Annotated in this window: 13 protein-coding genes and 1 pseudogene; 6 read left to right on the top strand and 8 right to left on the bottom strand. The window is 71.3% G+C overall.

Annotated features, from left to right (window positions below; translation table 11 throughout):
• Window positions 1–122: 122 nt before the first annotated feature.
• From IE212_RS17135 to IE212_RS17115, 5 genes are read right to left on the bottom strand one after another with little or no spacing between them, the layout of a single operon-like run.
• Window positions 123–1,400, bottom strand: a complete 1,278-nt coding sequence (locus IE212_RS17135) for an extracellular solute-binding protein (protein ID WP_190198727.1) — start codon at window positions 1,398–1,400, stop codon at window positions 123–125.
• Complete coding sequence (locus tag IE212_RS17130; protein ID WP_229864391.1) at window positions 1,397–2,416, bottom strand: hypothetical protein; 1,020 nt, start codon at window positions 2,414–2,416, stop codon at window positions 1,397–1,399. Before IE212_RS17130 ends, IE212_RS17135 begins: the two co-directional genes overlap by 4 nt.
• Complete coding sequence (locus IE212_RS17125; protein ID WP_190198726.1) at window positions 2,413–3,801, bottom strand: vWA domain-containing protein; 1,389 nt, start codon at window positions 3,799–3,801, stop codon at window positions 2,413–2,415. Before IE212_RS17125 ends, IE212_RS17130 begins: the two co-directional genes overlap by 4 nt.
• A gap of 28 nt (window positions 3,802–3,829) precedes the next feature.
• Window positions 3,830–6,142 (bottom strand): tetratricopeptide repeat protein, encoded by a 2,313-nt coding sequence (locus IE212_RS17120; RefSeq protein WP_229864389.1) that lies wholly within the window; start codon window positions 6,140–6,142, stop codon window positions 3,830–3,832.
• A gap of 14 nt (window positions 6,143–6,156) precedes the next feature.
• On the bottom strand, window positions 6,157–7,479 hold the full coding sequence (locus IE212_RS17115) for a S1 family peptidase (protein WP_190198725.1): 1,323 nt from the start codon (window positions 7,477–7,479) through the stop codon (window positions 6,157–6,159).
• A 91-nt stretch (window positions 7,480–7,570) separates the two neighbouring features.
• On the opposite strand from IE212_RS17115, the gene IE212_RS17110 reads away from it, so the two are divergent.
• Window positions 7,571–7,921, top strand: coding sequence for a trypco2 family protein (locus tag IE212_RS17110; RefSeq protein ID WP_190198724.1), 351 nt, complete (start codon window positions 7,571–7,573; stop codon window positions 7,919–7,921).
• Window positions 7,922–8,094: 173 nt separating this feature from the next.
• The gene (locus IE212_RS17105) at window positions 8,095–9,027 is read left to right on the top strand and encodes an alpha/beta fold hydrolase (RefSeq protein WP_190198723.1); all 933 of its coding nucleotides are present in this window, start codon (window positions 8,095–8,097) and stop codon (window positions 9,025–9,027) included.
• Window positions 9,028–9,050: 23 nt separating this feature from the next.
• Here IE212_RS17105 and IE212_RS17100 read toward each other — a convergent pair whose 3' ends face one another.
• Complete coding sequence (locus tag IE212_RS17100) at window positions 9,051–10,124, bottom strand: class I mannose-6-phosphate isomerase (protein WP_190198722.1); 1,074 nt, start codon at window positions 10,122–10,124, stop codon at window positions 9,051–9,053.
• Between the two features lie 266 nt (window positions 10,125–10,390).
• On the opposite strand from IE212_RS17100, the gene IE212_RS17095 reads away from it, so the two are divergent.
• Both IE212_RS17095 and IE212_RS17090 read left to right on the top strand, forming a co-directional pair.
• A complete protein-coding gene (locus IE212_RS17095) occupies window positions 10,391–11,404 on the top strand; it encodes a permease (RefSeq protein ID WP_190198721.1) in 1,014 nt (337 codons plus the stop codon).
• The gene (locus IE212_RS17090) at window positions 11,401–12,117 is read left to right on the top strand and encodes a TIGR03943 family putative permease subunit (RefSeq protein ID WP_190198720.1); all 717 of its coding nucleotides are present in this window, start codon (window positions 11,401–11,403) and stop codon (window positions 12,115–12,117) included. The genes IE212_RS17095 and IE212_RS17090 overlap by 4 nt, the downstream gene beginning before the upstream one ends.
• Before the next feature lie 78 nt (window positions 12,118–12,195).
• On the opposite strand, the pseudogene IE212_RS35630 reads toward IE212_RS17090, so the two are convergent.
• Window positions 12,196–12,279 (bottom strand): annotated as a pseudogene (locus tag IE212_RS35630) (VapC toxin family PIN domain ribonuclease); the annotation flags it as partial.
• On the opposite strand from IE212_RS35630, the gene IE212_RS17085 reads away from it, so the two are divergent.
• Window positions 12,260–12,451 carry a DUF397 domain-containing protein gene (locus IE212_RS17085; protein ID WP_190198719.1) on the top strand — a complete coding sequence of 64 codons (192 nt, stop codon included), beginning with the start codon at window positions 12,260–12,262 and terminating at the stop codon, window positions 12,449–12,451. The pseudogene IE212_RS35630 and the gene IE212_RS17085 sit on opposite strands and share 20 nt — an antisense overlap.
• A 70-nt stretch (window positions 12,452–12,521) precedes the next feature.
• Here the strand turns inward: IE212_RS17085 and IE212_RS17080 are convergent, their stop codons facing one another.
• Window positions 12,522–14,168 carry a hypothetical protein gene (locus tag IE212_RS17080; RefSeq protein WP_190198718.1) on the bottom strand — a complete coding sequence of 549 codons (1,647 nt, stop codon included), beginning with the start codon at window positions 14,166–14,168 and terminating at the stop codon, window positions 12,522–12,524.
• Window positions 14,169–14,971: 803 nt separating this feature from the next.
• Between IE212_RS17080 and IE212_RS17075 the strand changes: the two genes are divergently transcribed.
• On the top strand, window positions 14,972–19,819 hold the full coding sequence (locus tag IE212_RS17075; protein WP_229864388.1) for a ricin-type beta-trefoil lectin domain protein: 4,848 nt from the start codon (window positions 14,972–14,974) through the stop codon (window positions 19,817–19,819).

Below are 19,819 nucleotides of genomic sequence, written 5' to 3'. Positions count from 1 at the left end.
CGCGCGCCCGGCATCCGGGCACGTCCGACACTCCCCGCGTTTCGCCGTATAGCCCCTATCCATTCTTCGGTCGCTTTACGCCCGGAACGGGCCGGGCCTGTCCCGCCGCACCTGCCCGCCGGTCACCGCATGCTGCACACCGTCTCGGGAGCGGCTCCGTCACCGGTGCCTTGCGAGCTCTGCTGGAAGTGGGTGTTCTGCACGCTCTGGACATCCCGGAGGAGACCCTCGACGTCGACGTCCTGCTTCTCGGCGGTCCTCGCGATGGTCAGCAGGACGGCTTCGTAGAAGGCGTCCCGCACCGGGGGCGCCATCACGTCCGAGGCGTCCAGGCAACGCGGCCCTTCACCCAGCCGTTTCGCGATCTCGCCGTCGACCTCACCGCCCCGGTGCGTCACCTCGCGATTCGCCGAGAAGACCTCCGCCAGATCGGCCCACTTCTGCTGGCCCTCCCTGGAGGCAAGCCGCCGGATCAGCGCACGGGCCTGCGGTCGGTCGCTGAACAGCGCCGCGAAGTCACCGGTCACCTCGCGGGCCCTGACCCGCCCGCCCCCTCCCGGCAGGAGCGGCGCCGAGTCCACCAGCCTCGCGTGCCGCGCCTTGCTGCCGTAGAAGGAGCGCGCGAAGGAGCCCTGGTGCTCCAGGGTGCAGCTGTCCCGGTGTTCGAAAAGCAGCCCGTTGCTGTCCGGGGCGCCCCGGTGGTCGGTGAGCAGCGCCTGCCGGGCCGCCTCCCTGTCCTGCCCCAGCAGACGGGCCCAGGCCTCCCAGGCGCCACGCACCGCGTCACTTCGCCACCACTCCGACTTGCCGCCGCCCAGCGCCCACTTCTCGTAGACGGCCGGACCCGCCCGTTGCAGCACGAGGTCCTCGATCCAGTCGGTCCCGGGCCAGCCGGAGGCGCCGTCATCACCCATGCCCATGCACCAACTCCGCATGGGGGCAGGTGACCTGGCGGGCTTGGTTCCCTGGCGGTGCCAGACGATGCTTTTCAAATCCGCCTTGACCGGGACCCAGTAGGCCGGTTCGGAGGGTGATCCGGTCGACTTCCAGGGCGGGCCGTACTCCCGCGGGTCGTAGAGACCGTTCAGCGGCTTGAGGAGATCCTGCCCCGCGTACTCGGCGAGTTCGCCGATACCCGGCATGATCACGATGTCCGGAGGCTCCCCCGACTGCACCTGGGAGAGCAGCACCTCCCGCTGGGCCGCGGTGCCCTGGTAGTGGAAGGGGATGCCGAAACCGCGCAGCACGGCCTCGAACTGCTCCGCCTGCCCGGCCGTCCACGTCCCGAGGATGGTCACCGGCTCCTCGTCGTCGTGCTGCGCCCAGACCACCACCATGCCGCCGGCGGCGAGCAGCAGCATCACCACGCCGAAGACCAGCGCTCTGAACCGTCGGGTCACCGCCGCCTCCAGTAGTCGTGGTCGAGCCGCAGGCCGAGCCCCAGCACGGGCAGGACGATGGCCATCAGACCGCCGACGAGCGTGCCCTGGTACACCTCGTCGGTCCAGGCGCTGTCGGCGGTCTTCCGCCGGACTTCCTCCGCCGTCTCCGTGACGCGCTGCTGCGCCTCGGCGAGTCGCGGGCCGCTGTTGCGGGAGACGTCGGTGATCTGGCGCAGGTCCTTGACCGCCTCCTTGAGGTCGTTCCCGGTGGAGAGCGTCGTCGTCAGCGGGACCACCGCGAGCAGCACGGTGAGAACGAAGGCCGCGAGCAGGTACGGATTCCAGTCACGGCCGCAGCGGTCACGCAGCACGAACAGCGCCGAGAGCAGGGTCAGCGCCATCGCGCCCAGCGCGAGTTCGGCCAGCCACCACCCGCCGTGCTGCCACCGCCCCATGGTGGCCGTGGCTTCGGCGTGCTCCATCTGGACCCGCTGCAGTGCGTCGAGGCGCGGTACGACCCCCACGGTCGGGCGGGTGAGCATCGAGTCCGCTTCCGTGAGCTTGTGCTTCTGCATGAGGGGCTCGTCGCGGAGGGACGCGGCGCGGCTGAGCGAGTCGCTGTAGGAGTCGAGCACTCCCTTGACCGTGCCGAGATCCTGATCCGTACGGTCGGCGATCCGGGACAGGCCCTGGTCGGCGGCCGAGAGCTGGGACTCGTAGGGCTCGTCCGAGCCCGCGACGCCGAGCAGGTTCATCCTCACCAGGACCTGCGCCTCCTGATCGGCGCGCAGGGCCGCGAGCCGGGTGGCGGCGAGTCCCTGCACGGCCGGCGCCTCGCGGGACGCGAGGGCTTCGGCGCCGTGCTGGGCCTGGCGGCAGGAGAGGAACAGCGTGGTCGACGCCACGGCCGCGAGAACGAACAGGACGATGAGATGCGCCTCCAGCAGCCGGCGGGTCCGCCAGGGACTCAGCAGCCGGCGCCAGAAGGCGGCGAGGGAGTACCGGCGCCATGAGGCCGGGTGTCCGGCCGTCACAGCAGCTTCACCCCGCACGAGACGCAGTGACGGGCCTCGGCGCCGGCCGGGGTGTGGCAACGGCGGCAGAGCGGGCGCGGCCGCGTACCGGCGGTCTCGGACAAGGGCGCGCCGGGACGGGACCCGGCGCGCAGGATCATCGGGCCGAGGGCATCGGCGTCGACGATGCGCGGCCGGACCCGTCCCGAGGCCGCGTCCTCGATGTCGGCGACCGTACGGATCTCGTCCAGCACCCACTCCTCGCCGAACCGCACCGCCAGCCGGGCGGCCTCTCCCAGGCATTCCCTCGCGACGTCGAGTCGTCCTTCCTGCAGAGCTTCGAGTCCCCGGCGAAGAGCACTCCGCATCCTGACGGTCGCCTGGAGGTCCCGCACGCTGCCGGCGCCCGTCAGGGCCTGCGGTGGCGACAGATCGGGGATGTGCCAGCGGGCGACGACGGGTGCGTGGACCTCTCCGACGGAGACCATGGCGAACTGCAGCTCGGTCTCCAAGGGGTCGGCGCCGGAGTCGGCGACCAGGGTGAGCAGGTAGTCGCGCGTGCCCTGCTCCCACTGGTAGGTGGGGAAGCTCCAGCTGTGCGGCCGTCCCGGCTGGGGCAGCCCGCGCAGGCGGTGCGGCTGGGGCGCCTTCTCGCTGAGCGAGACCTGGCGCACGGAAGGCTTCACGGCCACTTCGATCGGCAGCTGGGGAGTGTGCACCCGGCGCAGCCGCTGGATGGCGGCGGTGATCGCACGGCCGAGCCCGTCGTCCACGAACTCGGCCGTGCCGTGCAGGCGTTCGGCGAGGGCCAGCAGGGGGTCGGGAGCGAATCTCGCGCCGATGGCGAACACGTCACAGGTCAACTGCCCGGCACACGAGTCCAGTTCCTCGTCGAGACGGGGGTCGGCGCCCGCGCTGCTGCCGTCGGTGATCAGCACCAGATGCCGGACGGACACCGGCCGGCCGGCTAACAGGGCCCGCGCTCTGGCCAGCCAGGCGGCGTATCCGGCAGGACGCGGCTCCTCCCCGTGCAGGGGGAGCGATCCCGAGACGAAGGCGGCCCGGCGTCTTTCGTCCCGGTCGGCGACGGCCCACTCGTCGGTGCCCCGCGGATAACACCGGACGGGCTCGGGGCCGCTGCCGAGCACGGCGAAGGAGATGCGGTCGGGCAGGGCCTTCAGCGCGGCCGGCAGGGCGTACCGTACGGCTGCCCGGTTGGATTCGGCGACGTCCACCGCGATGATGACGGCGAGCCTCACCGCGGGAAGGTCCGTGGGCGCGCCGTCGGCGGCCACGTCGACCCGCAGATGGGCCTCGATCTTCGCGCTCCGGTCGGGGCGCGGATCGCCACCGAGGTCGACGCGCAGTCGGATGCCCGGCTGCGGCGTCCGGGTGGGGCTGCTCATGTCGTACGTCACCGCTCCTTCACCTGGGTCAGATCAGGGTCTGAGGCCGTACCACGTGCATGAGGTCCACGAGGTGCTCGTGGACGGCGGCCGGCTCCTGGTGACGTTCCGCCAGGCGCCGGTAGTGCGACTCCAGTTGCTTGCGCAGTTCCCGCTCCGGCGCGCTCAGACGTCTCAGGCCGCGGGCGCTGAGTCGTCCGGCCCCCCTTCCCGGTGAACCGGTCCGGTCGTTCAGGCCGTGCACCGCGTCCAGCTTCCATTCGTGGAACTCGGTGCTCAGGCGCAGCGCCTCGTCCTCCGACAGGCTCGGCTCCCCGGCCCCCGGTCTCCGGCCCACGAGGCCGTGCAGTTCGGCCAGCGCCGCGTCGACCTCGGAGGGCGCGGGCAGCGGATCACGGTCCCCGGGCAGCCGGGCCGCGCGAATGCGTAAGGAGGCGATCCGGGCGACGGTGTGGTCCAGCGTGCCCTGCCGCACCCTGCCGAGCACGTCGACGGCCGCCCGGCGATCGCCCGCGCGCAGCGCGAGCCGGGCCAGGCCGAGGGCGGCGCCACCGTGCGCCGGGTTGCGGGCGAACACCGCCTCGTACAGCTCCTTGGCCGTGGGCTCGGCCGTGTCGTCGCCGAGCCACTCCGCGCAGTAGGCGAGGGCCAGTTTGGGCGCGTACTCGCCGGGCAGTTCGAGAAGGACCTTCGCGAAGCGCGCCTTCGCCTCGGCGACCTGGCGCGGGTCGTCGTCGAGGCCGGCGCCGCGCAGCGCCAGCAGGGCGCGGTGCCACTCCAGCCGCCAGCGGCGCACGGCGGGCGGGCCGGGAATGGAGTCGGCCGTGTCGACCTCCTCCTGCGCCAGCTCCACAGCCTCCCGTGTGTCGCGTCTCAGCAGGACGCGCACGTTGTGCAGGCAGATCTCCACCGAGCGCGGCTTCTCGCCCTCCTGTTCGAGGAGCTGGCCGGGGTCGTAGCCGCTGCTCACCTCGAACCGCGTGGACTGGGGGTCGCCCGGGTACGGCCGGGGCACCGGCAGACAGTCGGCGATCTCGGCGGGCGTCGGGGTGCCGAGGTCGAGGGCCGGTGCCACGGGGGGCTCGTACCGGTCGCGGCGGGGGCGGTTCAGCCAGTGCTCGATGCCCGGCACCGTGCCGAGCCGCGCCCCGAGCAGCCTCGTGGACGGCCGGAAGTAGTCGGAGGGCTCGGGCGGGTCGCTCTTGCCGCGCAGCGCCCGGATCTCCCGGAGCGCGCCGCGCAGCTGGCCGGCCATCTCCCGGGCGTCGGCGAAGCGCCGGTACGGGGCGGTCCGGACGGCGCGGTCGACGACCCGGTGGAACGAGGCGGCGCCGAGCCCGGGCACCTCGGTGACGGCCCAGCGGGCGAGTTCCCCCAGGGTGACGCCGACCGTGTGCAGGTCGTGGGCGACGGTGATCAGGCCCGACGTCCCGGCCTCGGGCGCCATGTAGTCGGGCGTGACATGAGCGGGCGGCTGCCGCTGGCCCTGTTCGCGCATGCCACCGAGGTCGATGACCTTGATGCCGTCCCTGTGGTGGACGACGTTCGAGGGCTTCATGTCCCCGTAGACGAAGACCCGCTCACCGTCGGCGTGCAGGTGGGCGAGGGCTTCGAGGATCTGGCACCCGTACGCCGCGACGTGCTCGATGTCGAGGACGAACTCACCGCGCCGGACCTCCTCGACGACTTTCGCGAGGGTGCCGTCCCCGACGTCGTCCATCACGGTGTACCCGCCGGTGACCTCCCCGGTGTCGTCGCTGCGTGCGACGAAGTCGCGGATCTGGACGATGCGGGGATGGCGGATGGCGACCAGGTTGCGGCGTTCGACGTCGGCCAGCCGGGCGCCGTCCTGCTCGTACCGGTTGAGCAGACCCTTGACGGCGACGACGTCACCGAGATGGGTGTCCTCGGCGAGGTAGACCCAGTTCTGGCCGCCGTGCGCGATGGGGCCCATGATCTTGTACTGGTCGCGCAGCATGTCACCCTTGGCGAGTTCCGGCTCGTACGAGTAGCGCTCGCCGCAGGCCGGGCAGAACCCCTTGATCGGCACGGGGCCCTCGGTGTAGGGCGGGGCGAAGGGGATGCCGCAGCCGGTGGATGAGCAGCGCATGCTGATGCGCAGCGGGCCCTCGGGACTGATGAGGCGTTCCTCGGCCGGCCGTGGCTCTCGCTCGGGAAGCTCGAGGAGCCGGAGAGGGCCGAGTTCCCTCGGGTCCTCGGGCAGGGCGGGCAGCCCCGTGGCGTTCTTCGCGCGGCCGCACACGTCGCAGTAGCCGGTGGGCAGTACGGTGCCGCCGCAGGGGCCTCCGGCGAAGCGCCGGTGCGGGCAGGTCGTCATCATCCTCTCGCAGCCCCTCACCGGTCTCCATGGACGCTCAGGTCGGCGCGCAGGGCCCTGACCAGTGCGCGCAGCCGGGTGAGTTGCTGTTGCGGATCCCTCACCTCGCCGATCAGCCGGCGCGCGGCCCGGTGCCCCTCGGCCGTGGCGGTCACGGGGGCGAGGGATTCGCTGTCGACCATGCGGTACCTCTGCATCCAGCGGGCCTCCGCCTGCTGCAGACGGTCGAGCAGCGCATCCGCGTGGTGGAGCAGCGCGGGCCGCAGGAGCCGGTCACGGGCCGCGGTCCAGCCGGGGCCGCCCTCGTGGCGGAAGACGAGCAGCAGCCGGAATCCGAACACCCGCAGCCGCGCCAGAACGTCGATCAGGGCGTCGGGCCGGGGCTCCTCGTCGAGGCCGTCGACGAGAACCGTGACCGGCGGGTCGGGAGCACGCTGGGCCGCCCCCTCGGGCTGGGGCCTGGTGCCGTCCAGCCAGCCCCAGTACGCCAGGTACCCGCCGGCCGGGAAGGCGACCTGCTCCAGGGCGTGGTCGATCAGGTACGGCTTGCCGGAGCCACCGCGGTGGACGACGTGCGCACGGTGCGCCAGATGGCGCAGCGAGCGGTCCTTGCCGCTGCCCGGCGGCACCACGGTGATCTTCACCGGATTCGCGTCCGGGTCGTCGAACCACCGGGTCAACCGCTCCTCGAAACGCTCGTCCCAGGCAGCCGGACCGCTCAACTCCGCGACAAGCGGCGACAGTTCCGCGATGCGGTCGACGGCAATCAGATACGAGAAGGAGAGCCGGTTGTTCTCGGGCAGGACCTCGCCCAGGTCGCCGCGCCAGCTGACGACGAGACCGACCACACGGGTGGGACGGCCGTCCCGGGGCCGGGTGCACACGGCGGCACCGCTGAAGCCGGCGCGCACCACCTCCGCCTTGGTGACGGCGTCCAGCTGCACCCGCTCACCGCTGGCGCCGCCGATGCGCCCCCACAGGCTCATGCCGTCGTCGAATCCCTCCGCGTAACCGGTCGCGTACACCTCCATCCCCGCCCACAGTCCGGGCTGGAGCGGGGCGCGGCGCGCCTGAGGGCGGGGGCTGTCCAGGCGCAGCACGGCGACGTCCTCACCGCGCTCACCCTCCGGCAGCCAGCCGCCGGGCATGACGCGTGCGGAGACCGGTTCGAGGTCGCTGTTCTCGGCGAACTCCAGCCACATGACCGCATCCGGATGGCGCACCACATGCGCGCAGGTCAGCGCCGTGTACTGGTCGACGAGCACGCCGGCCCCGCATACCGGGCCGTGTGCGTCCCCGCGGCGCAGCCTGAGCCTCCAGTCAGCACGCAATTCCCCCATGCTGTCTCACATTACGCGCAGAACGTGGTGCCTCCCTAGACTCGTGAGCAGGGTGAATCGGTCAATCAGTGGAACAGGGCGGGGTGTTGACATGAGGGACGTGGAGCCGATCGGTCTCGCGGAGGCGATCGGAGCGGTTCGCGCGGAGCTGGCGCGGGCTCAGACCGAAGGCGCGGAGAGCGACTGGCGGTTCAGCGTGGAGCAGGTCAGCCTGGAGTTCTCGGTGCAGTTCCACCGGGCCGGCGAGGGCGGGGCCGGTCTGCGGCTGGGCGTGATCGAGGCCCGTCTGGGCGGTTCGGTGAGCCATGACTCCACGCACCGCATCGAGGTCGCCCTCAAGCCCCTGCCCCGGCCCGACGGCCGCCACCACGAGGTGGGCCGCGAGGACGCCACCGCGGGCGTTCCGGGGCTGCCGGGTGGCTCCCTGTCGCGGGGGCGGTGACGGCGGCGGAGGGCGCCCCGGCCCGTCTCGGTGCACGGCGCCCCCCTGCCCGGTCGAGCCGCGGTACGGCATATGGCCCTGTCCAGGCGGCAGCGACGGGTGCACAGGTCATGCTGGGATTCATGGACGTCCGCCCCTTGTGTTCGTGGTCAGAGACGGAAGACAGCCAGGGCATGGCCACTGCCGCCGGACGTGGCCGGCAACCGCGGCAGCTGTCTCCCGGGGTGCGCCCGGTCACCCTCGACGCGGACGGCGTCGCCCTCTCGGGCTTGCTGAGTGAGCCGGCACAGGGTCCGCCGCGCGCTGTGATCGTCGCCCTGCACGGGGGTGGCATGAACGCCGGGTACTTCGACGGCCAGGCCCACCCCGATGTGTCCCTGCTGACTCTGGGAGCGCGCCTGGGCTACACGGTGCTGGCTCTGGACCGCCCGGGTTACGGGGCCTCCGCCGCCGGCCTTCCGGGCGGCCAGAGACTCGGCCCGCAGGCCACCACCGTGCGCGCGGCGATCGCCGCCTTCACCGCCGCCCACGCTCCGGGTACCGGCACGCTGCTGCTGGGCCATTCCTTCGGCGCCAAGGTCGCCTTCGCCGTGGCCGCCGACTGGGACGCTCCGGCGCTGCTGGGCGTGGATGTCTCCGGGTGCGGCCGCAGGCTGGCCGTGACCGCGGGCCGGCTCCGCCCCGGCCGGGGCGAGGGGCTGCGGCGTCTGAACTGGGGACCCCTGAGCCTGTATCCGTCCGACACGTTCCGGATGAGCAGGACGGTCGTGGCGCCCATGCCGGCCCGGGAGTTCAGCACGGTGGCGGGCTGGTTGCGGCTGTCGGGGGCGATCCTGCCGCGCGTCCGCGTGCCGGTCCGGCTCACCTTCGCGCAGCATGAGGCGTGGTGGGGCCGTGAGGACGACGACCTCGCCGACCTGACGGGGCAGTTGTCCGCGGCTCCCCGGGTCGTCGTCGACCATCTCCCGCACGCCGGCCACAACATCAGCCTCGGCTGGGCCGCCCGGGCGTACCACCTCAAAGCGCTCGCGTTCGCTGAGGAGTGCCTGACCGCACGGGCCCACCGGACCATGTCCCCACGAGGAACTCCGCCACCGTGCGGTTGAACACGTCGCTCCGCTGTCAGCCGTCAGCCGGTCCCGTCGAGCCCTTCGCCGAGCGCGGCGACGGCGGCCTGCCCGTGCCCGGCCGCCAGCAGCGGTGAGCGGACGTCGCGCTCCAGGTCGGGCAGATACCCGGCGAGCACGTCGGCGGGTCCCTGGATCCGCACCCTGCCCAGCGCCGCGGGCAGCAGGAGGGAGCCGGCGCGCTCCAGCGGCACCCGCTGCCCGCCGGACTCCACGGTGACCGCCGCCCCGGCGTTGCTGAGCACCAGCGCGGTGGAGAAGTCGCGCACCAGCGGCGCCGCGGTGCCCACCCGCCACCGCTCCAGGGCGAAGTGCGGACCGGCGCACAGCACCGTGCGCTCCACCCCGTCGTCCACCGGGACGCACAGCCCTGGCCGGAAGTCGGGGCGCGGATCGGGGCGCCACTGCTCGAGCAGCCGCTCCAGATTGGCGCGCCGCTCCTCCTCGTCCAGCGCCGAGCCGTCCTCCATGCGCCACGGCATCGCGTGCTGCTGGATGTCGGAGGTCTGTTCGATCTCGTACACCAGGGTGCCGGGCCCGAAGCTGTGCAGTGTCCCGCCGGGCACGTACAGCGTCTGCCCCGCGCGTACGGGGAGCCGGCGCATGACCGCGTCGAAGTCCTGCGCCAGCAGGGCCTGGCGCAGCCGGTCCCGGTCGACGCCGGCCCTCACCCCGACCAGGGCGGTGGCGCCCGGTTCCGCGTCGAGGACGTGCCATGCCTCGGTCTTGCCGTTCGGCTCGCCCTCCAGCCGGCGTGCGGTGGCGTCGTCGGCGTGGAGATGAACCGGGAGGGGGCCGGCCGCGTCGATGAACTTGGTCAGGACCGGGAAACGCGGGCCGCGCCACCCGTGGCCGACCAGTTCGTCGGGGTTGCTCTCGGTGAGGCCGCGCAGCGAGCGTCCGGCCAACGGGCCGTCCGTCACCCGCGAGCCCTCGCCGTCGACGTCACTGACCTCCCAGGTCTCCGCCACCGGCCCGTCGGGCAGACCGGCGCGGCCCCACCGCTCGGCGAGCGCCCGGCCGCCGAAGACGTGGCTCTTGACCGGGGTGGTCAGGCGCAGCGGGTACCAGTCCACAAGTGGCTCCTGCTCGTCGGAGGATCGGTCAGGGACCGGCCGGCCACCGGTGACCGGGCTCGTCCCAGATCGCCTCCAGACGGTCGTGGCTCATCTGACTCCTGCTGACCGGGTATCACGTGCTGCATGCGGCGGTCCGGGTTGCCCGGCCCCGCATCGCCCAAACGAAGACGGTGCCGTCAGCCGCGTCGGACGATGGACGCCCCACCCGATATGTTGATCCGGTCTTATGTCTTATGGAGAAACCGTGACGGGTCGGAGCGTGGATGCAGGACACAGAGGAACGCTCCCCGGAAGCGCCCGCGGCTGTTGAGCCGGGTGCCCGCGCCTGGCCGCGGCACTGGCCGCTCCTGCTGGGCGCCGCCGTACTGCCCGGTCTGGTGCTCTACCTCGTCGGGCGGTGGGGGGAAGCCCCGGCGCTACAGGCCTGGCGGACGGTCGCGCTCTCCGTGACGGTGCAGGCGGTGCCGTTCCTGCTGCTGGGCACCGCGCTGTCCGGGGCGATCAACGCGTTCGTGCCGGCATCGGTGTTCACCCGGCTGCTGCCGAAGCGCCCCGCGCTGGCGGTGCCGGTCGCCGGTGCCGCGGGGGTGGTGCTCCCCGGCTGTGAGTGCGCGTCAGTGCCGGTCGCGAACAGCCTGATCGGCCGCGGCGTCGCGCCCGCCGCCGCGTTCGCGTTCCTGCTGTCCGCCCCGGCCGTCAACCCGATCGTCCTGACCGCCACGGCCATCGCCTTCCCCGGCCGGCCCGAGATGGTGGCGGCGCGGCTGCTCGCCTCGCTCCTGGCGGCCGCCGCGATGGGCTGGCTGTGGCTCTGGCTCGGCAAGGAGGAGTGGCTGCGACCGGCCGTACGGCACACCGGGCACCAGCCGGGGCACAGCCGCTGGGCCGAGTTCCGAGGCGGCTTCCAGCACGACTTCCTCCACGCCGGCGGCTTCCTGGTGGTGGGGGCGCTGGCCGCGGCCACCTTCAACGTCGCCGTACCGCCCTCGGTCCTCGGCACCTTCGCCGACTCGGCCTGGCTGTCGGTGCTGTTCCTCGCCGCACTGGCCATCCTGCTCGCGGTCTGCTCGGAGGCGGACGCGTTCGTGGCGGCCTCGCTGTCCGGTTTCTCGCCGGTCGCCCAACTGACGTTCATGGTGGTCGGACCGATGGTCGACGTGAAGCTGATCGCCCTGCAGACCGGCACGTTCGGGCGGACCTTCGCCGTCCGCTTCTCCGCCGCCACGACGGTGGTGGCGATCGCGTGCAGCGCGCTGATCGGAGGGGTGCTGCTGTGAAGCGGCCCGTACAGGCGCTCCTGCTCGTCCTCAGCGGTCTCGGCCTGCTGCAGGCGTCGCTCTTCACCGACATGTTCCTGCGGTACGTGAAGCCGGGCATGCGCCCGCTGCTGATCGTCTCCGGGCTCGTGCTGCTGACACTGGGGCTGGCGGAGGCGTGGAGCGCGTACCGCACGGCGCGCCGCGACGAGGGGCACCCGCCTCCCCACGTCGCGTGGCTGCTCTTCCTCCCCGCCCTGAGCCTCCTGTTCTACGCCCCACCCGCTCTCGGCTCCTACACCGCGGCCCGCGAGGCGCCTCGGGCGACCCAGACGCGGGACGCGGGGGACGACGACTTCGAGCCACTGCCCGCGACCTCGCCCGTCCCGATCACCCTGGGCGACTTCACCCGGCGCGTGCGGCAGGACCGCACCCGGGCGATCGAGGAGCGGACCGTGCGGATGACGGGCTTCGTGACGCCCGCCGACGACGGCGACGGCTGGTACCTGACCCGCCTGCTGCTCAACTGCTGCGCCGCTGACGCCCAGTCGCTGAAGGTGCGGGTGCACGGCGTCGCGACGCCGAAGGCGGACACCTGGGTGACGGTGACGGGCAGCTGGCACCCCGGCGGCACCCTGGGCACGGACTCCGCCGAGGTCGCCCTCGACGCCCGCGAGGTGAAGAAGGTGCAGCGCCCCTCGAACAGCTACATGGACGCGCTGCCGCTCGACTGAGCGCTGCCTGAGGTCAGGAGGGGTGGCGGGGATGACCACGAGAAGAGCGCGTGGCCCAGGGCGACCTGAACCACGCGCTCACCGGTCGGCGCTGCCGGGTGGGACGACCCATTCGGTGGGTTGGCCGGTGAAGGAGGCGATCATGTCGAAGTCCCCGTCGTATCTCGCCTGGTTCAAGTCGAGCTACAGCGGTAGCCAGGGCGACGACTGCGTGGAGGTAGCGGTCGCCGAACAGACCGTCCGCGTAAGGGACTCCAAGGACGTGAGCCGGCCGGACTTCGCGGTGAGCCGTGACGGCTGGGGGCGGTTCGTGCGGTTCGCGTCGGAGTGCTGAGCCTGAGGTGTGCTGGCCGCCGCGTCTGAGGATGGGGCGGCGGACAGCACATCTTCGTGTGCGGGAGGCGTCAGGTGAGGGTGTTGCGCAGGTGCGGGCCCAGGTGACCGACGTACACCTTCCCCGAGCGGGGACAGTCGTCGTAGAAGTGCAGGCGTGGGGCGATGGTGTTGCCCCCGCCGATCTTCAGATGTGCCTGCATGAAGACCCGGCCGTCGGGGTCCACCGCCTTCGGAACCGGGAGCATGCGCTCGACGCGTAGTTTCGGTCTGCGGGCGACGGTGTCCGACTCGCGCATGGCCACCTTGGCCGCCGGGAAGGGAAAGGCGCTGGAGGCGTCGGACTTGCACCAGCTGAGGAAATCGCCGGAGGTCGCGCCGTCGGCGGATGACCGGGCGAAGTGGTCCAAGGCCAGTAGACCGTCCCAGGCGACGTACAGCCAGTTGTCCACCGACTGACTGTCGAGGGACCGGGTGGTCTTGGGGTTCCCCGTGAACGAGACGCCGGGCAGCTCGTCCAGGCGGTCCAGCAGTTCGGAGAAGGTCGTCGGGTAGGTGATGTCGGCAGCGACGGCTGCCATGTGCGCGACGGCGAACTTCCCTGCTTCCTGCAGTTGTTCACGCAGGAACCGAATGACCCGCTTGGACTCCTGGGCCTTGTCGTACAGTTCCTCGTTCTCGCCTCGCAGCTCGTTGCTGGCTTGTTCGGCCTTCGCGAGCTCCGCGTACAGGTCGTTGATCTCGTTGACCCGGCTGAGCTCGGCGCGCTCCGCCTCGTCCAACAGAGCGGTCAGGGCGGCCCTGTCGGAGCGGAGCCTGGCGACGTCCGTGCCGTCCGGGGCGGAGCGGGGACGAGTGCGCTGGCGCGGAATGCCGAGCAGAGCGGCGGGCAGCGGCTGCCGGGAGGACAGTCGCTGGGGGAGGGCCGCGAGGGTGGAGGCGGCGCGGCGGGGATCGGCCTCGATGGTGCGGCGCGACATCACGGGGTGACGTTGCGCGTCGGGTTTCCACGCCGGGTCCAGCCCCGGCAGGTAGGTGCGGACGCCACCTCCGAACACGGGGTGGTACTCCAGTGCGGCGTTGAACTTGGCCTGCGCTTCCGGCGTGAGGACGTAGAGCACGGCCAGCCCGTGCAGACAGTGGAAGAGTGGTTCGACGACCGACCGGGACCAGCCGTCGGGATCCTTGCCGTACGGCACCGTGGCGATGACGACGGGCAGGCGGCGGTTGGTGTCGCAGAGTTCCTCGATGGCGTCGTCGACGTCCTCGGCCTCGATGAAGACGGGCGCGGAGGCGACATCGGCGAGAGCGTCACGTGCCTCCAGTGCGTCCAGGACGGAACGGACGATGTTCGGCGTCTTGGCGCGTTTGGGCACGTCGCCTTCGCGGGCCGGCTGGTGCTCGATGTCGATCTGCACCCACGTACGGCCTCCGTCCTCCTCCAGGCCGGAGCGCACGACGAGCGTGGACTGCCAGGTGCCGGAGGTCGAGGAGGGCGTCTCCCGCATGCGCCACCGGCTGTACGCGCCCTTGCGGCCGCCTTCCGAGTCGCGGTCGAGGGTGGCGTGCGGGGCGATCTCGGTCCGCCCCTCGTCGAGCCCTGACGGGTCGTACCCCTTGCCGCGTATCCATTCGATCAGCTGCCGCTCCGCGATGCCGCAGGCCTTGACGTAGTTGAGTTCGGTCGAAACCACCATGCGGTAGCCGCGTGGTTCCATGGGCGCTCCTCGCTGCGGAGTGGTGCGGGGCTGTTCTCGGTTCGGGACAGTCGGCCTTGCCGCTGCCCCAGACCTTGTCGGTCGTCTCGTGGCCGAGGGCCGCACGGTTGATGAAGCGGTCGCCGAGGTCGCGAGCAGGCGTGAGCTTCGGCTTCCGCGCCGTGGCGCTCGCCGTCGACTTCTTCGCGACAGAATTCTTACCGCCTGACTGGGCGGCTGGTGTGGGTTTCGGCTTCTTGCCCCGTATCGCGGCCGATGGGTTGCGCGCAGCGTGCGGCACCAACGGATTACCCGCGAGTAGGTGACTTTCGGTCAACCTTTGGCGGGGAATCTTCGACATGCGCCCTACTTCCTTACATCTTTCACACATGTGACTCCTGCTGTGAGCTCGGCATTTGCAGATGCCGCGCCGTGAGGGGCCGCGCCCCACTGCTTCCGTGGAGTGGTCCGGGCGCCTGGAGAAGTGCTTGCCCTGCCTGGTTGGCCTGTGGCTTAGTTGATCGCCGCGCAACGCGTCAGGGGCCTTGACCATCCCCTGTCGTGACGTGTGCTCGTCATTCGGCGGCGGGGACTGTGCCGCTACGGGGAGGAATGCTTCGTCATGCCGCGATACCGGCTCGTCGTGAACGCCCGCCTGGCCGCTGCTGCCTGCTGCCCCTGCTCCCTGGGCTGACCGACCCGCGCGTTTCGCCACCGCCTGTTCGGGCGGTCGCCCCCGCCTGCTCTCGTTCGCTCGCTACGAAGGATGCCCCCCTTTGCGATTCAGACCGGGGTCGTTGAACCCCAGATCACCCATGTCCGCGATGGTCACTTCGGCTGTCACGTCGGTGGCCGCACTGGCCGTGCTCGGTGGCCTGGTCGTCCAGCCTGGCCAGCTCGGCCGGGGCGCCGAACAGCGCACCGTCCCTGTCGCCGCGGCGGGCGACTCGTACGACGGCTTCGACACCAAGGCGGCTGAGCAGCTGCGCGAGGACCAGTGCGTGGCCGTCGACGCCCTGCGCAAGGGCGGGCCCAGCTTGTTCGCTCTGGCGCAGGGCGCCATCGGGCTATCGCCCGATCAGCTCCACCAGAAGCTCAAGCGGGACCTCTCCGACAACAACTCCCCTCTGCATCAGGCCGCCTACGCGGACAGCGCCAGCAGCGATCAGTGGCTCAAGAAGGCGAATGACCAGGAGCGGGCCTGGTCCGATTCGGTCAGCGGTTTGACGTCCTACCCCGGCGAGCCGCAGGGAGAGGACAAGATCTACGACCAGACCGGCCTGGTTCCGTGGCTGTACCAGTCGTACTTCAAGTCGGTCGACCTGTTCTCCCCGTTCTACGATCCGTCGCCCACCGCTGATGACAAGACGAAGGCCGCCGCCCTCGCGATCGGTGACCCGCTGTACACCTCCGGGGGGACGCCGCAGGAGCAGCAGGCGTGGAAGCTGTGGAAGAAGAACTCGGGGAAGATCGAGCCCAACGAGCTGTTCGTGCCGAGGGTGTTCGCCGATGACGCCCGTATCTTCCTGGCCTCCGGCGGCTTCCCCCGCACGGCCCCGGTCCCGGACACTCCGGAGTACCGCATCGCGGTCGAGGATCTGAAGGCCCGCTTCGCCTCGTGTGCCTGGCACGCCCCGATCGACCCGAACCGGGTGCTGGGCAAGGAGGTGGCGCAGGCGTCCGCCGAGTGGCAGCAGGAGATCGCCTCGCAGGCCACGCAGCGCCAGCAGATTCTCGCCGCCAACGTCACCGCCACCAAGGCGTTGCAGGACGGCACGTTCACCCTGGGGCAGATCCTCGGCCAGTCGTGGATCGCGGACTATTCCGCGCGCTGGCAGGACTACTACTCCGCCGGCGGACTGGGCTGGATCGGCGACAGTCCCGTCACGATCGAGGTGCCGGGCGCGAAGGGCAACTGCCTGGACGTCGCGGGCGGCAAGGAAGCCAACGGCACGCCCGTGCAGATCTACACCTGCAATGGCGGCGCGGCCCAGCAGTGGACTCTGGAGGGTAACGAGGACGACCTGCACCTCCGCAACGTCAACTCCTTCAAGTGTCTGGATGTGGCCGGGAACAACTCGGCGAACGGCACGAAGATCCAGATCTACGACTGCTACAAGTCCAAGGGCCAGTCGTGGCAGGGCGACGTCCGTGCCGCCGGGCCCCTGAAGAGCGTCAGCACGGGCAAGTGCCTGGACCTGAGCGCGTTCACCAAGAGCACGGACGCGCGGCTGTGGGACTGCAAGAACGCCGCCTCGCAGAAGTTCCTGATCAAGCCGTCCGGCCGCAAGGGCACGGACAGCCCGCTGTACCCGGAGAAGGCGGAGTTCGCCAAGGCGAAGAAGCTCGTCACCGACGCCCAGGCAGCGGCGAAGAAGCACCTGGCCGCGCTCAAGACCCACCTGGAGAACGCCAAGAAGGCGGCCACCGCCTCCGACAAGGCGGAGCAGGCGGCGTACGACATCGCGGACGCCGCTGGTGCGCCACGGGGCCGCGGGCTCCTGGTCGGCCAGCAGAAAGCGCAGGTCACCAACGGGTCGGTGGCGGCGCTGACGGCGATGGTGAAGGCCGCTGAGACCGCCGAGGCCGCGACCAGGGCTTCCGCGGGCGACAGCCAGACCATCGCCCAGCGCGCACTGGCCCAGGCCGCGCAGTCGAAGGCGGAGTTCCGCAAGGCCGCCGCAGCGATGGCCGAGGCCCAGGCCAAGGCCGCGGCTGACGCGGCGAAGGTGCACCGCGACAACGCCAAGAAGGACGCGGAGACCGCGCAGGCCAAGCTGGCCGAGGCACTGAAGGCCGAAGGTGCCGCCAAGGCGGCCGCCGCCGACGCGCACGCCAAGCGGCTCGCGGCCGAGGCCGAGGAGAAGACGGCCAAGGCGGAGAAGGAAACCGCCGAGGCCAAGCAGGCCGAAGCGGCTCGGCACAAGCAGAACGCCCAGGCCGAGGCGGAGAACGCCAAGGAAGCCAGGGACAAGGCCGAAGCCTCCGAGGCGACCGCGGTCGCGCGCAAGAACGACGCGGTCAAGGCCCGCGACAAGGCACGCGAGCTGCGCGACGACGCCTGGGACGCGGAGCAGAAGGCGGACGCCGCCCGTGCGAAGGCGGACGCGAAGGAGGCGTTCGCCCAGGCCCACGAGTCCGACAGCAACGCCCAGGAGTCCCGAGCGGCGGCGAACGCGGCTTCCGCGCACGCGGACGACGCCGAGGCAGCCGCCGGCCGGGCCCGGGCCTCCGCGAACGCGGCCACCGAGGCGGCGGCCGAGGCCGACGCCGCGGCCACCCGCGCCGAAGCCGCAGCAAAGCGGGCCCGCTCCCACGCGGACGCCGCCCACGCCGCCAAACTGAAGGCCGACGCCGCGATGAAGACCGCGACGAGCGCGGCGGCCGACGCCATCGAGGCCTCCGAGCACGCCTCCGCCGAAGCCAAGACAGCCGTCGAGCTGGCGAACGAGGCGGAGAAGCAGGCCAAGACCGCCAAGACCCAGGCGGACGAGGCGAACAAGGAAGCCGCCAAGGCTCTGGCCGCCGCCGCGAAGGCCGCAGGCTTCGCCCACGTCACCGCGCGGGCCGCCACCGACGCGGGCAACGCCGCCGTCCAGGTCGCCAAGCCGGCCAACGACGCGATCGAGCTCGGCTCTCCCTACGTGACCACCGACTCGGCCGCCGGCCTGGTCGTACTGACCGGGCAGGCGTCGAAATCGATCGCCGAACAGCAGCAAGCCGTCGCCGACGCCCACGCCAAGAACGCGCAGGCCGAAGCGGCCGCGGCCAAGAACCTCGCCGAACAGGCGACCGGCGACGCCAAGGCCGCCTACCAGCACGCCGCCAACGCCGCCGCCCACGCGGCCACCGCCCGCACCTACTCCAAGGAGGCACTCGGCTACGCCGCCGAGGCAGCCAAGGCCGCCTCACAGGCATCGGCATCCCTGGCCCGCACCATCGACTACAACCGGCAGGCCACCGCCGACGCCGCCGCAGCCGACAAGGCAGCCGGCCGCGCCGAAGCCCACGCCAAGGACGCCCGCGCCTCCGCCGACCAGGCGGCCCTCGACGCCCAGGCCGCACGCGACGCAGCCGCACAGGCCGAACAGGCCGCCAAGGACGCCCGCGCCGCCGCCAGCCGTGCCGATGCCGCCGCCACCGAAGCCGAACAAGCGGCCAAGGACGCCCTGAAGTATGCCAAGGAGGCACAGAAGGCAGCCGAGGAAGCGGCACGCAAGGCCTCGAACAAGCAGGTCTCGACGGGTGCGGGCACCGGAGTCGGCGGTACGTGGTACGTCGTCGACGAGGACAGCATCGAGATCACCGACGCCAAACAGCACGACCCCTGCGTCATCGACATCGGCTTCGAAGGCTGCACCACCACGTTCACGGTCACCTTCAGCGCCGTGGTCGACTTCTTCCTCTGCACCAACCCCGACGCGACGGCCAGCGCCGACGGCTGTCCGCGGGCGGACACGCTGCTCGTCGAAAGCAAGCGCATCCCGGGCCTCAAGAAGGACGTCACCCGGTACTTCTCCAAGCTGGAACTCATCCAGCAGACCCTCACCTACAAGCTCATCAAGGCGGTCCTGGTCCAGGACTTCGTCGACTGCTGGCACGGCAGCGCCAGCGGCTGCGCCTGGGCGCTGAGCAACTTCGTCCCCGGCAAGGCTTTCGGCAAGGTCTTCGAAGGAATCCGGGCTCTGGACGCCGCCATGAAGACCGGCACCGGGGTACGTGACGCGTTCCACGCCCTCAAGGCTCTCGACCTGGACCCAGGGACCCTCGCCAAGCTCAACGCCATCGTCAACGCCCACGAGGACCTGTACACCGCCTGCAAGGTGAACAGCTTCCCTGGCACTACCGAGGTGCTGATGGCGGACGGCTCTCGCCGGCCCATCAGCCAGGTGCGCGTCGGGGACCACGTCAAGGCCACGGATCCGGCTACCGGCCAGTTGCGGGCCCGGAAGGTCACCGACACCTTCAAGCACGACACCCAGCGGCTGGTGGACATCACCGTTGCCGGTGGGGGGAGGCTGAAGAGCACCGCCGGCCACAAGTTCTACGTGGTGGATCATGGGTGGACGCTGGTGTCCGACCTGCGTGCCGGCGACCGCCTGCGCACTCCGGACGGGTCTGTCCGTGCGGTGACCGGCCTCCACGACCGCTCGGGCTTGGCCCCGCGCACGGTCTACGACCTCACGGTCGACGACTTGCATACGTTCTTCGTGCTGGCGGGCGTCACTCCGATACTCGTTCACAACTGCAAAGTCGCTTTGGGGTGGCAGAACAACGGCAAGCTCGACAAGTGGGCCGGGGAGAACAAGCTCACCACCTTCTCCAACGCGTCCCCGAGGGACTTCGCGCGCATCGCGGAAATGGCGATCGCCGACCCGAACGTGACGCTCCACGTGAACATGACGGGACTGAACGAACTCGGAGGCTTCATGGCGGCCGCCCGGCGCGGCCTGAGGGCCGGCGAGGCCGGACATGCCACCGACTACGAGATGTCCATGATCGCGAGGGCCCTCGCCAATGGTCAGCGCTCGTGGGATTCCATAAAGTTCTACTCCCCGTCAGGGCCAGACGGGGCCATGCGCCTGGATTCCCCGACCGGCATGCCGGACCTGTCGGTGCTGGGAGAACTTCCCCCGGTGAAGGGTTCGGTCATCGGTTACTGCCACTGCTGA

It is taken from the genome of Streptomyces djakartensis, from assembly GCF_014651075.1.
Taxonomy (GTDB): domain Bacteria; phylum Actinomycetota; class Actinomycetes; order Streptomycetales; family Streptomycetaceae; genus Streptomyces; species Streptomyces djakartensis.
This window is presented reverse-complemented; position numbering and strand designations above follow the sequence as displayed.